The organism is Cryobacterium sp. TMB1-7 (assembly GCF_004402435.1).
Classification (GTDB): domain Bacteria; phylum Actinomycetota; class Actinomycetes; order Actinomycetales; family Microbacteriaceae; genus Cryobacterium; species Cryobacterium zongtaii.
In genome coordinates this window covers 114565-128848 of sequence record NZ_SOFZ01000020.1, presented here as the reverse complement: position 1 = coordinate 128848, position 14284 = coordinate 114565, and the positions used below count along the sequence as shown (strand labels likewise).

The following is a 14284-nucleotide window of genomic DNA, read 5'->3' as shown; positions in this document are numbered from 1 at the left end:
AAACACGTCGGGGTCCTACCGTGCCGGGCTCGCACTCTGCTTGACTACTCTTGAGACGATGGAGTTGCGCACGATGAGTGATAAACAGACGCGGATGCTGGACTTCCTGTCCCAGACATCCAGCTGGATCACGGCAGGCGAACTTGCTGACCGCCTGGGGGTTACCCCGCGCAGTGTGCGCAGCTATGTCACGGCGGTGAAGGCGGCCGCGCATCCGCTCACCGTCATCGAATCCGGCACCGCCGGCTACAGGCTCAACCGCGACGAGTTCGCCAGCTTCACCGCCCAGCACCGGTCCAAGCCGCGCGAAACGGATGCGGACACCCCGCAGCAACGGCTGTCCAGCCTGGTGCGGCGGCTCACCGAATCGCCCGCCGGGCTGGACGTCTACGAGCTGGCCGCGGAGAACTTCGTCAGCGACTCCACGGTGGAGGCCGACCTGGCCCGGGTGCGGCTGATGCTGCCCGACAGCGGCCTGACGCTAGTGCGGCACGGCAGCGTGGTCACCCTCACCGGCTCGGAGACGGACCGGCGCCGGCTGCTCAGCCGGATGTTCCGCGAGGAGAGCGCCCGCGGCATGATCGACCTGGAGACCATCCAGCGCGAGTTCACCTCCGGGCAGGCCGGCGCCGACAGCCTGGGCGCGTTCAAGACCGACCTCATCGAGCTGCTCGACGGCCAGGGCTACTTCGTCAACGAGTACGGCATCAACAATGTGTTGCTGCACGTGGCCATCGCGATCGACAGGGTCACCAAGCACCTCTCCCCCGCCCCGGCCGTCGCCGAACCGCCGTCGGAGCTCGCCACCTCGTTGTCCGGCCTGATCACGAAGCACTTCGACGTGCGCCTGGGCAGCGGTGACCTCGCCTATCTGGCGTTCCTGCTGACCACCCGGGTGATCACCCCCGGCCACGACCAGCCGGCCGAGACCCTCATCGAAAGCTACGTGCGGCCGGAGGAGCTCGCGATGATGCGCGCCATCGTGGACCGGGCCAGCCGGGAGTACCTCGTCGACCTCGACGACGACGACTTCATCGTGCGGCTGACCCTGCACGTGCGCAACCTGATCAACCGGGCACACGACAAGTCGTACTCCCGCAACCCGCTCACCCGGTCGATCAAGACCTCGTATCCGCTGATCTACGAGCTGGCCGTGTACATCGCCAGCCAACTGCAGCGCGCCGAGCAGATCGTGATCAACGACGACGAGATCGCCTACATCGCCATGCACGTGGGCGCGCATCTCGAGCAGCAGGTGCGCCGTGTGGAGCTGGTGACCTGCGCGATAGTGTGCCCCAACTACTACGACATGCACGTGCTGTTGCGCGAACGCATCGAACGGGTGCTCGGCGACGACCTCGAGGTCGTCGCGGTGATCACCCGTTCCGATGTGGACTGGGACGCTCTCGACGCCGATCTGGTGCTCACCACCATCGACCCGCAGTTGCACGCCGACGGGGTCATTGTGATCCAGCCGTTCCTCACTCAGAACGACATCGACCGCATCCGCCAGCAGGCCAGCCGGGTGCGACGGATGCGCCGGCGCGCGCGTCTGAAGGACGACCTGCTGCAGTTCTTCGACGAGTCTCTGTTCTCGCGCAACTTCTACGCCCCGGACGAGACGGCGATGATCACCGCGCTGGGCGAGCGCATGATGGCGCGGGGCATCATCGATCAGAGCTACGTGGACGGCGCCATCGAGCGGGAGCTGATGTCATCCACCGCGTTCACCGACAACCTCGCCGTGCCGCACGCCATGGCGATGAGCGCCCAGCAGACCTCGATCGCCATCGTGATCAACGACGCCCCGATGGACTGGGGCGACAACCGGGTGAACGTGGTCGCACTGATCGCCTTCAGCGCCGCCGGCCGCAGCACCTTCCAGGCGGTCTTCGACCAGTTCGTGGAGGTGTTCTCCGACCGCCTCGAGGTGCAGCGCTTGATCAAGCGCTCCGTCGACTTCGCGTCCTTCATCGACGAGCTGGTCCACGTCATGGACGCCTAGCCCCGCTCGTTCTCCCGCTCCACGGCCAACTGTTACCGAAACGGACAAATGCGCCCGGCACACCGGGCGCATTTGTCCGCATGGGCAACAGTTAGCCAGGGCTGTCGGTCGGGGCGAGGGAGCTTAGGGGCGGAGGGTGGAGACCAGGCGGCGCACGAGACGGGTACGGCGGCGCACGTACGGCGCGGCCACCAGGCCGAGCACATCCGGATGCGCCGGCGTACGCAGCACCGACTTCTCATGACTGAACTGGGCCACCGACCGCTCCCCGTGGTAGCTGCCCATGCCGCTGGCACCCACCCCGCCAAACGGCAGGCCGGGAACCGCGAGGTGCGACATCGGCGCCCCGATCCCTACCCCGCCGGAGGACGTTCGTGTGAGCAGGGCCCGCGCCACCGCACGGCTGCGGGTGAACGCGTACAGCGCGAGCGGCTTCTCCCGCGCGGTGATGAACGCGATCGCCTCGTCCAGTCCCGACACTGTCACGATCGGCAGGATCGGCCCGAAGATCTCCTCGGTCATCACCGGTGAGGCCACGTCCACGTCGGCGAGAATCGTCGGGGCGATATAGAGCTCGGCCGCGTCCACCAGCCCGCCGGTCACCAGACGACCCTGGTCGAGCATCCCGGCCAACCGGTTGAACTGCCGGACATTGACAATGCGGCCGTAGTCTCTGCTCGCCCGCGGGTCGGCGCCGTACAGCTCGGCGATAGCGCTCACCAGCAGCGGCTCCAGCCGCGCCGCCACCGCGGGGGTGGTCAGCAGGTAGTCCGGCGCCACGCAGGTCTGCCCGGCGTTCACGAAGCGACCCCAGGCGATCCGCCGAGCTGCGCTGGCCAGGTCGGCGGTGTCGTCCACCCACACCGGCGACTTCCCGCCGAGCTCCAGGGTGACCGGGGTGAGATGCAACGCGGCGGCCCGCAGCACGATCCGCCCCACCGTGCCGTTGCCGGTATAGAAGATATGGTCCACCCGCTGGGCGAGCAGCTCGGTAGTCTCGGGCACTCCGCCTTCGACCACGGCCACGGCGTCGCGGTCGAGGTATGTCGGCACCAACCGGGCGATCAACGAAGACGTGGCCACGGCCAGTTCGCTCGGCTTGAGTACAACGGTATTGCCGGCGGCCAGAGCTCCGATCAGCGGCGCAAACAGCAACTGAACCGGGTAGTTCCACGGCGCGATCACGGTCACCACGCCCAGCGGTTCGCGCACGATCTGCGCGGTGGAGGGCAGCACCACCAGCGGCACCGGCACCCGGCGCGGCCGCAGCCAGCGCCCGAGATGCTTGAGGGTGTGGTCGATCTCGCGCACCAGAATACCGATTTCGGTGAGGTCGGCCTCGGTCGGGCTCTTCCGCAGGTCGGCGTACAGGGCGTCCCGCAGCTCCGCCCGGTTCTCCACCAGCAGCCGGCGTAACGCGCGTAGCTGAGCGCGCCGCCAGGCGACCGGCCGGGTGCGGCCGGAGTCGAAACCGTCGCGCATCCGCTGCACGGCAACTACGGCCGTGTCAGTGGGTGCGCCTGTCGGTAGGTTCACGACGGTCGGGTCGGCGAATGCGAGACTAGAGGTCATGCCGACAGCCTATTACGAAACAGTTCGCTTTCGTTTCTTAAAGGGAGTATTTTCGAGTGCATGTCCTCACCGTTCACTTCTTCCACTGATATCCCGGATGCGCCCTCGTCGCTCGCCGCACTCGTCACCTTCGTCGACACCCTCGAGTCGCGGGTGCGCCAGCAGGGTTCGGGGGCGGCCCTGCTCAGCCCCCGCGGCACGTACAGTTTCTCCGAAACCGCGCAGCATGCGGCGCAGAGCATCGGCTACTCCATGACGGGCTACCCGCACCTCGCGCCCGTCTCACTGCGGGTCACGGTGGGCCGAGCCGTCAAGCACCTCTTCCTGCGTCGCGGAGCCATGCGGCACAACCTCTCTGCCCCGGTCTCCGGCGCCCCGGAGCTCGACCCCGCAATGCCCGACCTTGCCGCTGTCGCCGTGCTCCGCACCGCGGTGAACGCGCTCGTCGCCTTCACCGGCGACCTCCAGCCGCACCCCACCTACGGCCGCTGCACCAAGGCCCAGGTGGCCAACCTGCAAACCCAGCACCTGCGCGAGCACCTGCCCGGCGCGGATGCGCCCGCCGCACCCCAGCCCGCCACCCCGGCCCGATGATCACCGCAGTCCCCCGCGGCCGCCCGATGGATGCCAGGGTCGACGACGCCGTGGTCGCCGCCACTACCCTGCTGCTGGCCGAGCACGGCTACGGCGCCCTCACCACCTCGGCCATCGCTCGGCGGGCCGGGGTCTCCACGGCGTCGCTGTACCGCCGGTGGGCTACCAAGGAAGAGCTCGTCGCATCCGCTGCCCGCACGATCGTGGCCGACTATCTCAGTGGCGACGACACCGGTTCGCTCGATGGCGACCTGACCGCGCTCCTCGGCAACAAGATCACCGCGCTCAGCGGCGACCTCGGCATCGTACTCAAGTCCCTGGTCGGCCAGGCCGCGCACGACCCCGCCATCGCGGAGATCATCGAGCGCGAAATCGTCGGTGCCACCGAGACGCACATCGCGGCGATCCTCGACCGCGCGATGGCCCGAGGCGAGATTCAGCCGGGCTACAACGCGCAGGATGCGGCAAAGCTCGCCATCGCCCTCGTCACGACCCCGCTGCTCCTGCGAGCCGACGGCCCCGCCGCGGTGGCCCGCCTGGTCCCGGCGCACCTCGCAGCCGCCATCCGGGCCACCCTGCCCACCGCGATTTAGCCCACCAACTGGTCCCGAAGCGGACAAGTGCGGCCGGCGTACCGGGCGCAAATGTCCGCTTCGGGCACAGTTACGAGACGCGAGGGAGGCTAGGCCGGCGGGGTGGGGGTGATGCCGAACTGGGCCAGGCCCGCGGCGCCGCCGTCTTCGGCGGTGAGCACCCAGATGCCGTCCTTGTGCACGGCGACGCTGTGCTCCCAGTGCGCGGCAGCCTTGCCGTCGCTGGTGGCGACGGTCCAGTCATCGTCACGGGTGTAGGTCTCGATGTCGCCGAGCACCACCATCGGCTCGATCGCCACGACCAGGCCGGGCTTCACGTCCGGGCCCTTCTGGCGCACCCGGTAGTTGAACACCGGCGGTGCCTCGTGCATCGACTTGCCGATGCCGTGGCCCACGTAGTCGGTGAGGATCCCGTAGCTGCCTTGCGATTCGATGTAGTCCTCGATGGCCTCGCCGACCTCGTTGAGGTGCCGCGCCTCGGCCAGGCGGGCGATGCCGTGCCAGAGCGACTGCTCGGTCACCCGCGAGAGTTCCTCGCGCTCGGCGACGAGCTCGGGCCGCGACGGGTCCGGCAGCACGAAGGTGAATGCCGCGTCGCCGTTCCAGCCGTCGATGATCGCGCCACTGTCGATTGACACGATGTCGCCGGCACCGAGCACTCGACCATTGGGGATGCCGTGCACCACGTCGTCGTTCACCGAGGCGCACACCGTGTGGAAGTAGCCCTGCTCGAGCTTGAAGTTGGGCCGGCCGCCCAACGCCACGATGGCCGCCTCAGCGGCGGCATCCAGCTCGAGGGTAGTGACGCCCACCTGCATGGCTTCCCGCGCCGCCACGAGCGACGCAGCGGTCGCCAGGCCGGGGGCCAGCATCAGGCGCATCTGCGCCGGGGACTTGTAGATGGAGCGGCGAAGGGCCACGGTCATACCTGCAAACTAAGTCGTCGTACGGAGCCGGCGCCGGAGAGCGCCCGGGTGAGAAAACGAAAGGGCGCCGACCGAAGCCGACGCCCCATCACAGCAAATCTAGACGGATGCCGCCACGGCGTCGGTGGGACCGACGGCGTGCAGACCGCGTTCGGCCAGCGCGGCCACGATACGGTCGGTGACCTGGTCGACGGCACCGAGGCCGTCGATGGTGACCACGACGCCGCGCTTGTCGTACAGGTCGATGAGCGGTGCGGTCTGCTCTTCGTAGACGTCGAGACGGTGCCGGATGACCTCGGCGGTGTCATCCGCGCGGCCCTGCTCGGCGGCCCGCTTGAGCAGCCGGGCGACGACCTCGTCGGTGTCCGCGACGATCTGCACCACGGCGTCGAGCGAGGTGCCTTCGGCGTCGAGCAGGCGGTCGAGCTCGAGCACCTGGTCGGTGGTGCGCGGGTAGCCGTCGAGCAGGAAACCACCACGGGCATCCGGCTCCTGGAGGCGGTCGGCGACGATCTCGTTGGTCAGCGAGTCGGGCACGTACTTGCCGGCCTCGATGAACGCCTTGACCTTCAGGCCCAGCTCGGTTTCGGTCTTCACGTTGTGACGGAAGATATCGCCGGTGGAGATGGCGGGAATGCCGAAGGCTTCGGCCAGGCGCACGGCCTGAGTGCCCTTGCCGGCCCCGGGGGGTCCGATCACGAGAAGACGGGTCATCGCAGGAGCCCTTCGTAGTGGCGCTGTTGCAGCTGGGAGTCGATCTGCTTGACCGTCTCCAGGCCGACGCCGACGATGATCAGGAGGCTGGCGCCACCGAACGGGAAGTTCTGGTCGGCGCCGATCAGCGAGAACGCGATCAGCGGGATCAGCGCGATGAGGCCGAGGTAGAGAGCACCGGGCAGAGTCACGCGGGTGAGCACGTAGTCGAGGTACTCGGCGGTGGGCCGGCCGGCACGGATGCCGGGGATGAAGCCGCCGTACTTCTTCATGTTGTCGGCGACCTCTTCAGGGTTGAAGGTGATCGCGACGTAGAAGTAGGTGAAGCCCACGATGAGCAGGAAGTAGAACGCCATGTACAGCGGGTGGCTGCCCTGTGTGAGGTTGTTGGTGACCCAGGTGACCCAAGCCTGCGGCGTCTCGCCGGCGGCGGGCTGGTTGAACTGGGCGATCAGGGCCGGCAGGTACAGCAGCGACGATGCGAAGATGACGGGCACAACGCCGGCCATGTTCACCTTGATCGGGATGTAGGTGTTGTTGCCGCCGTAGGTACGGCGACCCACCATGCGCTTGGCGTACTGCACCGGGATGCGGCGCTGCGACTGTTCGACGAAAACCACACCCGCTACGACCACGAGGCCGATCGCGAGGACGACCAGGAAGATCTCGATGCCCTTCTGCTGGGCGATGGAGATCAGCGAGTTGGGGAACTGGGCAGCGATCGACGTGAAGATCAGCAGCGACATTCCGTTGCCGATGCCGCGCTCGGTGATCATCTCACCCATCCACATGATCACGCCGGTACCGGCGGTCATGGTGATGACCATCAGCATGATGGCGTACCAGGCGTCGTTGGTGAGCAGCTGGGAGCACTCGGAGGAGGCCGAGGTGCCGAACAGGGCGCCGCTGCGGGCCACGGTGATCAGCGTGGTCGACTGCAGGATGCCCAGGGCGATGGTGAGGTACCGGGTGTACTGCGTGAGCTTGGACTGGCCCGCCGCACCCTCCTTGTAGAGGGTCTCGAAGTGTGGGATCACCACGCGCAGCAGCTGCACGATGATGGAGGCCGTGATGTACGGCATGATCCCCAGCGCGAAGACTGACAGCTGCAGCAGGGCGCCACCGCTGAACAGGTTCACGAGCTCGTAGAGGCCGCTCGTTCCCTGGTTCGCTGCAAGACAGGCTTGCACGTTGCCGAAGTCCACGAACGGGGCGGGGATGAACGAGCCCAGACGGAACAGGGCGACGATGCCCAGGGTGAACCCGATCTTCTTACGAAGGTCCGGCGTGCGGAATATCCGCGCAATGGCGCTAAACAAAAAAGGCCTCCAGTTAGTAACAAAGAACGAGCTTGCCGAGTCAGCACCAGCGCTTTAATCGCTGGGCAGGCTCGACAAGCTCGATCTCGTCTACGGGTCTTACTACTTGATCGAGCCACCTGCTGCGACGATCTTCTGCTCTGCTGAGCGGGAGACCTTATCGACTGCAACAGTCAGCTTAACCGCAATGTCACCATTGCCGAGAACCTTGACCTTCTCGTTGTCGCGAACGGCACCCTTGGCGACCAGTGAAGCGATGGTTACATCGCCGCCGGTCGGGTACAGCTCGGCGAGGCGCTCCAGGTTTACAACCTGGTACTCGACGCGGAACGGGTTCTTGAACCCGCGCAGCTTCGGGGTGCGCATGTGCAGCGGCATCTGCCCACCCTCGAAGCCGATACGCACGGTGTAGCGCGCCTTGGTGCCCTTGGTTCCACGACCCGCGGTCTTACCCTTGGATCCTTCACCACGGCCAACGCGCTGCTTGTCCTTCTTCGATCCGGGCGCGGGACGAAGGTGGTGCACCTTCAGTACCTGCGGACGGACCTCAGTGGGCTCAGTCGGCGCGGCGGCCTTCTTAGCGGCAACAGTCTTGGCCGGAGCCTTGGCTGCAGCAGCCTTCGTGGTCGTCGCCTTGGGGGCGGCGGCCTTCTTAGCGGCGGGCTTGGTTGCTACCTTCTCGGTAGCTTCCTTCTCGTCAGCCATTAGTCAATCTCCTCGACCTTCACAAGGTGAGCAACGGTGTTGACGTAGCCACGGTTCTGCGAGTTGTCCTCGCGGATCGTGACGGCGCCAATGCGACGCAGGCCCAGGCTGCGCAGTGTGTCGCGCTGGTTCTGCTTCTCACTAATTTTGGACTTGATCTGCGTAATCTTCAGCTGAGCCATTAGGCACCTGCCTTCGCGCTTGCGGCGGCTGCTGCTGCAGCCGCGTCGGCACGCAGAAAACGGGCCGGAGCCACGTCTTCGTAGGGAAGGCCACGGCGAGCCGCGACTGCACGAGGCTCTTCGAGCTGGTGCAGGGCCTCCACCGTGGCGTGCACGATGTTGATGGTGTTCGACGAACCGAGCGACTTGCTCAGAACGTCGTGGATGCCGGCGCATTCGAGTACGGCGCGCACCGGGCCACCGGCGATAACGCCGGTACCTGCTGCGGCCGGACGGAGAAGAACGACTCCGGCAGCTGCTTCACCCTGAACGGGGTGCGGGATGGTCAGGCCGACGCGGGGAACGCGGAAGAAGTTCTTCTTCGCTTCCTCGACGCCCTTGCTGATTGCGGTCGGGACCTCACGGGCCTTACCGTAACCAACGCCAACCAGGCCGTTACCGTCTCCGACGACGACCAGAGCGGTGAAGCTGAAGCGACGACCACCCTTGACGACCTTGGAAACACGGTTGATCGTGACGACGCGCTCGAGGAACTGGCTCTTCTCGGCGTCACGGCTTCCGCGCTCACGGTTCGGGCTGCGCTCACGGCCACCACGGCGAGCCTCACGAGGCTCGTTCTGCGGCGGCGTGGTCGAAGCTGCGGTTTCCACCGGAACTTCAGTGACGACGTCAGCTTCCTTCGCTGCTGCGGTGCTACTGGATTCAGTGCTCACAGGTCCAACCCTCCCTTTCGGGCTCCTTCGGCGATGGCTGCGACGCGTCCTGCGTACTTGCTGCCACCACGGTCAAATACGACGGCTTCGATACCGGCGGCTTTGGCGCGCTCGGCGACGAGCTCGCCGACCTTGTGCGCCTTGGCGGTCTTGTCACCATCGAAGGTGCGCAGACCGGTTTCGAGAGTCGACGCCGACGCGAGGGTGAAACCCTTGCTGTCGTCAACGACCTGCACGAATACGTGGCGAGCCGAGCGGGTGACGACGAGACGCGGACGAAGCGCGGTCCCCTCGATCTTCTTGCGAAGACGTGCGTGCCTGCGTCCGCGGGCAGCCGACTTGCTTTTTCCTCTAGTTCCGAGACCCATGGTTACTTACCACTCTTTCCGGCCTTGCGGCGAACAATCTCGCCGGCGTAACGCACACCCTTACCCTTGTAGGGCTCAGGCTTGCGAATCTTACGGATGTTTGCGGCAACCTCACCGACGGCCTGCTTGTCGATACCGCTGACCGTGAGCTTGTTAACGCCCTCGACGGTCAGGGAGATACCAACGGGCGGCTCAATGAGGACCGGGTGCGAGAAGCCAAGGGCGAACTCAACGGAGGTGCCCTTCTGCGCAACGCGGTAACCGGTACCGACGATCTCGAGTCCCTTGGTGTAACCCACGGTGACCCCGATGATCTGGTTGGCGATCAGGGTACGGGTCAGTCCGTGCAGCGAACGCGAAGCGCGCTCGTCGTCGGGACGCGTGACCAGAACCTGGCCATCGGTGACCTGAACCTCGATGGGGTTGGCGACGGTGAGCGCGAGCTCACCCTTCGGACCCTTGACGCTAACGGCCTGGCCGTTAGCTTCGACCGTGACACCCGCGGGGATCTCGATCGGAAGTCTTCCAATACGTGACATTGTCGGCTACCACACGTAGGCGAGAACTTCTCCGCCTACGCCCTTCTTCTCAGCCTGGCGGTCGGTGAGCAGACCGCTGGAGGTGGACAGGATGGCAACGCCGAGGCCGCCGAGAACCGTGGGGATCTCAGTCGACTTTGCGTACACGCGCAGGCCGGGCTTGGAAACCCGCTTGATGCCGACGATGGAACGCTCGCGGTTGGGGCCGAACTTGAGGTTCAGCGTGAGGGTCTTTCCGACCTCTGCATCCTTGACATCCCAGGCAGAGATGTAACCCTGTGCCTTGAGGATGTCTGCGATGTGCGCCTTGAGCTTGCTGTGCGGCATCGACACTGTGTCGTGGTACGCCGAGTTAGCGTTGCGCAGTCTGGTCAGCATATCTGCGACCGGATCTGTCATTGTCATTTGTGGTGCCTTTCTCGCCTGGTTTCGTGCACCCGTTACACGGATGACGACCTGTGGTGGTGGAGGGGGCCGAACGGTTGTCCGGCCCCCGGGGTATAGCTAGTTTAGGAGTTCTCGGCCGTCTTGAACGGGAAGCCGAGCGCCTTGAGCAGCGCGCGACCCTCGTCGTTGTTCTTGGCGGTCGTCACAACAGTGATGTCCATACCGCGAACACGGTCGATCCGGTCCTGGTCGATCTCGTGGAACATGACCTGCTCCGTGAGACCGAACGTGTAGTTGCCGGCGCCGTCGAACTGCTTGTCCGAGAGGCCGCGGAAGTCGCGGATACGGGGCAGGGCGAGGCTGAGCAGCCGGTCGAGGAACTCCCACATGCGGTCGCCACGAAGTGTGACGTGCGTGCCAATGGGCTGTCCTTCACGCAGTTTGAACTGCGCGATGGACTTGCGTGCCTTGGTGACCTGCGGCTTCTGGCCGGTGATCTTGGTGAGGTCGGCGACGGCGCCATCCATGATCTTGCCGTCGCGTGCTGCCTCGCCGACACCCATGTTGACGATGATCTTCGTCAGGTTGGGTACCTGGTGGACGTTGGTGAAACCCAGGTCCTTGGCGAGCTGCAGGGAGATCTCTTCGCGATACTTCTGCTTGAGACGCGGCAGAACGACGGGCTTTGCGCCCTCGGTTGCGATGTCAGTCATTAGAGGTCCTTACCTGACTTCTTGGCGTAACGAACGCGGACCGTCTTGGTGACGCCGTCCTTCGTTACCTCTTCGAGACGGAACCCGACCTTGGTCGGCTTCTTGGTCTCCGGGTCGACGAGCGCGACGTTGGAAGCGTGAATCGATGCTTCCACAGTCTCGATGCCGCCGGTCTTGGAGCCGCGCTGGGTCTGGCCGACGCGAACGTGCTTCTTGACGAAGTTGATTCCTTCGATCAGGACGCGGTTCTTCTCGACCTGTACCTCGAGCACACGACCCTGCTTGCCACGGTCTCCGCCGCGAGCCTGGGTGCGGCCGGTGATGACCTCTACGAGGTCACCCTTCTTGATTCTGGCCATGATTTAGATAACCTCCGGTGCCAACGAAATGATCTTCATGAACTTCTTGTCGCGGAGTTCGCGACCGACCGGTCCGAAGATACGGGTACCACGGGGGTCTCCGTCAGCCTTCAAGATCACTGCGGCGTTCTCATCGAACTTGATGTACGAGCCGTCTGGACGACGGGTCTGCTTTTTGACGCGAACGATGACGGCTTTGACGACGTCACCCTTCTTGACGTTGCCGCCCGGGATGGCGTCCTTGACGGTGGCGACGATAACGTCACCCAGTCCGGCGTAACGACGGCCGGAGCCACCGAGAACGCGGATCGTCAACAGGACCTTGGCACCGGTGTTGTCGGCAACTTTGAGTCGTGATTCTTGCTGAAGCACTTTCTAACTCCTTCTATCAAGTAAGCGCGAGGCTTACTTGGCCTTCTCGAGAATCTCGACCAGGCGGAAGCGCTTGGTAGCGCTCAGCGGGCGAGTTTCGCTGATCAGGACCAGGTCGCCGACGCCGGCGGTGTTCGCCTCGTCGTGAACCTTCAGCTTGGACGTACGGCGGATGACCTTGCCGTACAGGGGGTGCTTCACGCGGTCTTCGACCTCGACAACGATGGTCTTATCCATCTTGTCGCTGGTCACGTAACCACGCATCGTCTTGCGGTAGCCGCGCACGAGAGCCTCGGCGGGGACGACCGTTTCGTCAGTCTTCGCCATGATTAGGCCTCCTTCGTCTCGACGGCGTCAGCCTCGGGAGCATCCGTGGATGCGTCCTTGGCCTTGGCCTTCTTGGTCGTCTTCTTCTCAGCCTTGGCCGGAGCCTCGACTGCGACGGGAGTGGCACGAATGCCCAGCTCGCGCTCACGGAGAACCGTGTAGATGCGTGCAATGTCCCGCTTGACCGCGCGAAGGCGGCCGTGGCTTTCGAGCTGGCCGGTGGCCGACTGGAAGCGCAGGTTGAACAGCTCTTCCTTGGCCTTCTTCAGCTCGTCGAACAGTCGTTCGTTTTCAAAGGTGTCGAGCTCGACTGAGGCGAGCTCCTTGGATCCGATCGCCATTATGCGTCGCCCTCCTCGCGCTTGATGATGCGTGCCTTGAGGGGCAGCTTGTGAATTGCACGGGTGAGCGCTTCGCGAGCAACGGTGTCAGAGACACCGGAAAGCTCGAAGAGCACGCGGCCCGGCTTGACGTTCGCGACCCACCACTCGACCGAACCCTTACCGGAACCCATGCGGGTTTCGGCAGGCTTCTTGGTGAGCGGGCGGTCCGGGTAGATGTTGATCCAGACCTTGCCGCCACGCTTGATGTGACGCGTCATGGCGATACGAGCGGACTCGATCTGACGGTTGGTCACGTACGCGGGGGTGAGGGCCTGAATGCCATACTCGCCGAACGAAACAGTGGTACCACCGGTTGCGTGGCCGGTACGGCCGGGGTGGTGCTGCTTGCGGTGCTTAACTCTGCGGGGAATCAACATTATTTAGCCTCAACTCCTGCTGCAACCGGAGCCGCGCCCTCTGCGCGAGGCGCACGGCGGGGACGGTCGTCACGACGCTCGGGGCGGGACGACTTAGCGTTGGCCTGCTCACGAGCGAGTTCCTTGTTGGTGATGTCGCCCTTGTAGATCCAGACCTTCACGCCGATGCGGCCGAAGGTGGTCTTGGCTTCGTAGAAGCCGTAGTCGATGTTCGCGCGCAGGGTGTGCAGCGGCACACGACCTTCGCGGTAGAACTCCGAACGGCTCATCTCAGCGCCACCGAGACGACCGGACACCTGGATGCGAACACCCTTGGCGCCGGCGCGCTGGGCGCCCTGCAGGCCCTTACGCATCGCGCGGCGGAAAGCCACACGAGCGGAGAGCTGCTCTGCAATGCCCTGCGCGACGAGCTGTGCATCCTGCTCGGGGTTCTTGACCTCGAGGATGTTCAGCTGGATCTGCTTGGCGGTGAGCTTTTCAAGGTCGGACCGGATGCGCTCTGCTTCCGCGCCGCGACGACCGATCACGATGCCCGGACGGGCGGTGTGAATGTCGACACGGACACGATCGCGGGTGCGCTCGATCTCGATGCGGGACACGCCGGCGCGGTCGAGGCTGGTGCTCAACAGGCGGCGGATCTTGACGTCTTCAGCGACGAAGTCGCTGTAACGCTGGCCCGGCTTCGTGCTGTCAGAGAACCAACGCGACACGTGGTCGGTCGTGATTCCCAGACGGAAGCCATACGGGTTTACTTTCTGACCCATTACTTCGTACCCTCCTCAGGAGTGGCGAGCACAACAGTGATGTGGCTCGTACGCTTCTTGATCTGGAATGCGCGACCCTGTGCGCGGGCCTGGAAACGCTTGAGCGTCGTGCCCTCGTCGACGAATGCCTGGGAGATGAACAGATCCTGTTCGTCCAGGAACTCGTTCGCAGCATCGGCCTTGACCCGTGCGTTCGCGATGGCCGATTCGACCAGCTTGTACACGGGGTCGGACGCGCCCTGCGGCGCGAACTTGAGAATTCCCAGCGCTTCGTGCGCCTGCTTGCCACGAATCAGGTTGACAACGCGACGGGCCTTCTGGGCGGTAACGCGGATGTGACGCACGCGTGCGATCGACTCCACCATTTCTCCT

The 14284-nt window shown here is 65.0% G+C and carries 21 protein-coding genes; 3 read left to right on the top strand and 18 right to left on the bottom strand.

All coding sequences use genetic code 11. The annotated features are described in order from the left end of the window. Positions 1-73: 73 nt before the first annotated feature. On the top strand, positions 74-2005 hold the full coding sequence (locus E3O60_RS07645; protein WP_241993226.1) for a BglG family transcription antiterminator: 1932 nt from the start codon (positions 74-76) through the stop codon (positions 2003-2005). A 123-nt stretch (positions 2006-2128) separates the two neighbouring features. On the opposite strand, the gene E3O60_RS07640 is transcribed toward E3O60_RS07645, so the two are convergent. Next, positions 2129-3577: an aldehyde dehydrogenase family protein gene (locus E3O60_RS07640; protein WP_134497697.1), complete on the bottom strand. Its 1449-nt coding sequence runs from the start codon at positions 3575-3577 to the stop codon at positions 2129-2131. 60 nt (positions 3578-3637) lie between these two features. On the opposite strand from E3O60_RS07640, the gene E3O60_RS07635 reads away from it, so the two are divergent. Together E3O60_RS07635 and E3O60_RS07630 are read left to right on the top strand one after the other, a co-directional pair. Further along, on the top strand, positions 3638-4171 hold the full coding sequence (locus E3O60_RS07635) for a DUF1569 domain-containing protein (protein ID WP_134497695.1): 534 nt from the start codon (positions 3638-3640) through the stop codon (positions 4169-4171). Then, entirely contained in the window at positions 4168-4764 is a 597-nt protein-coding gene (locus E3O60_RS07630; protein WP_134497693.1) for a TetR/AcrR family transcriptional regulator, read from the top strand. The genes E3O60_RS07635 and E3O60_RS07630 overlap by 4 nt, the downstream gene beginning before the upstream one ends. A gap of 89 nt (positions 4765-4853) precedes the next feature. On the opposite strand, the gene map is transcribed toward E3O60_RS07630, so the two are convergent. The 17 genes from map to rplV form a co-directional block, all read right to left on the bottom strand. Continuing rightward, positions 4854-5690, bottom strand: coding sequence for a type I methionyl aminopeptidase (gene map, locus E3O60_RS07625; RefSeq protein ID WP_240632261.1), 837 nt, complete (start codon positions 5688-5690; stop codon positions 4854-4856). Positions 5691-5789: 99 nt separating this feature from the next. Continuing rightward, positions 5790-6404: an adenylate kinase gene (locus E3O60_RS07620; RefSeq protein ID WP_088457167.1), complete on the bottom strand. Its 615-nt coding sequence runs from the start codon at positions 6402-6404 to the stop codon at positions 5790-5792. After that, positions 6401-7723: a preprotein translocase subunit SecY gene (secY, locus tag E3O60_RS07615; protein ID WP_088457168.1), complete on the bottom strand. Its 1323-nt coding sequence runs from the start codon at positions 7721-7723 to the stop codon at positions 6401-6403. The genes E3O60_RS07620 and secY overlap by 4 nt, the downstream gene beginning before the upstream one ends. A 102-nt stretch (positions 7724-7825) precedes the next feature. Further along, complete coding sequence (rplO, locus tag E3O60_RS07610; RefSeq protein WP_088457169.1) at positions 7826-8428, bottom strand: 50S ribosomal protein L15; 603 nt, start codon at positions 8426-8428, stop codon at positions 7826-7828. Beyond that, on the bottom strand, positions 8428-8610 hold the full coding sequence (gene rpmD, locus E3O60_RS07605) for a 50S ribosomal protein L30 (RefSeq protein ID WP_066597599.1): 183 nt from the start codon (positions 8608-8610) through the stop codon (positions 8428-8430). Before rpmD ends, rplO begins: the two co-directional genes overlap by 1 nt. Then, positions 8610-9323 (bottom strand): 30S ribosomal protein S5, encoded by a 714-nt coding sequence (gene rpsE, locus E3O60_RS07600; protein WP_088457170.1) that lies wholly within the window; start codon positions 9321-9323, stop codon positions 8610-8612. Before rpsE ends, rpmD begins: the two co-directional genes overlap by 1 nt. Beyond that, positions 9320-9691, bottom strand: coding sequence for a 50S ribosomal protein L18 (rplR, locus tag E3O60_RS07595; protein WP_088457171.1), 372 nt, complete (start codon positions 9689-9691; stop codon positions 9320-9322). Before rplR ends, rpsE begins: the two co-directional genes overlap by 4 nt. A gap of 2 nt (positions 9692-9693) precedes the next feature. Further along, positions 9694-10230, bottom strand: a complete 537-nt coding sequence (gene rplF / locus E3O60_RS07590) for a 50S ribosomal protein L6 (RefSeq protein ID WP_088457172.1) — start codon at positions 10228-10230, stop codon at positions 9694-9696. 6 nt (positions 10231-10236) lie between these two features. Then, the gene (gene rpsH, locus E3O60_RS07585) at positions 10237-10635 is read right to left on the bottom strand and encodes a 30S ribosomal protein S8 (RefSeq protein WP_066597609.1); all 399 of its coding nucleotides are present in this window, start codon (positions 10633-10635) and stop codon (positions 10237-10239) included. A 104-nt stretch (positions 10636-10739) separates the two neighbouring features. Further along, entirely contained in the window at positions 10740-11330 is a 591-nt protein-coding gene (gene rplE / locus E3O60_RS07580) for a 50S ribosomal protein L5 (RefSeq protein WP_088457173.1), read from the bottom strand. After that, the gene (gene rplX / locus E3O60_RS07575; protein ID WP_088457174.1) at positions 11330-11689 is read right to left on the bottom strand and encodes a 50S ribosomal protein L24; all 360 of its coding nucleotides are present in this window, start codon (positions 11687-11689) and stop codon (positions 11330-11332) included. The genes rplE and rplX overlap by 1 nt, the downstream gene beginning before the upstream one ends. A gap of 3 nt (positions 11690-11692) precedes the next feature. Further along, positions 11693-12061, bottom strand: coding sequence for a 50S ribosomal protein L14 (rplN, locus tag E3O60_RS07570; RefSeq protein WP_066597616.1), 369 nt, complete (start codon positions 12059-12061; stop codon positions 11693-11695). Positions 12062-12094: 33 nt separating this feature from the next. Next, entirely contained in the window at positions 12095-12388 is a 294-nt protein-coding gene (gene rpsQ / locus E3O60_RS07565; protein ID WP_088457175.1) for a 30S ribosomal protein S17, read from the bottom strand. Between the two features lie 2 nt (positions 12389-12390). Further along, positions 12391-12729, bottom strand: a complete 339-nt coding sequence (gene rpmC / locus E3O60_RS19005; protein WP_066597620.1) for a 50S ribosomal protein L29 — start codon at positions 12727-12729, stop codon at positions 12391-12393. Continuing rightward, positions 12729-13148, bottom strand: a complete 420-nt coding sequence (gene rplP, locus E3O60_RS07555) for a 50S ribosomal protein L16 (RefSeq protein ID WP_066597622.1) — start codon at positions 13146-13148, stop codon at positions 12729-12731. Before rplP ends, rpmC begins: the two co-directional genes overlap by 1 nt. Then, positions 13148-13912 (bottom strand): 30S ribosomal protein S3, encoded by a 765-nt coding sequence (rpsC, locus tag E3O60_RS07550; protein ID WP_066597624.1) that lies wholly within the window; start codon positions 13910-13912, stop codon positions 13148-13150. Before rpsC ends, rplP begins: the two co-directional genes overlap by 1 nt. Beyond that, positions 13912-14277: a 50S ribosomal protein L22 gene (gene rplV / locus E3O60_RS07545; RefSeq protein WP_066597626.1), complete on the bottom strand. Its 366-nt coding sequence runs from the start codon at positions 14275-14277 to the stop codon at positions 13912-13914. Before rplV ends, rpsC begins: the two co-directional genes overlap by 1 nt. Positions 14278-14284 lie beyond the last annotated feature (7 nt).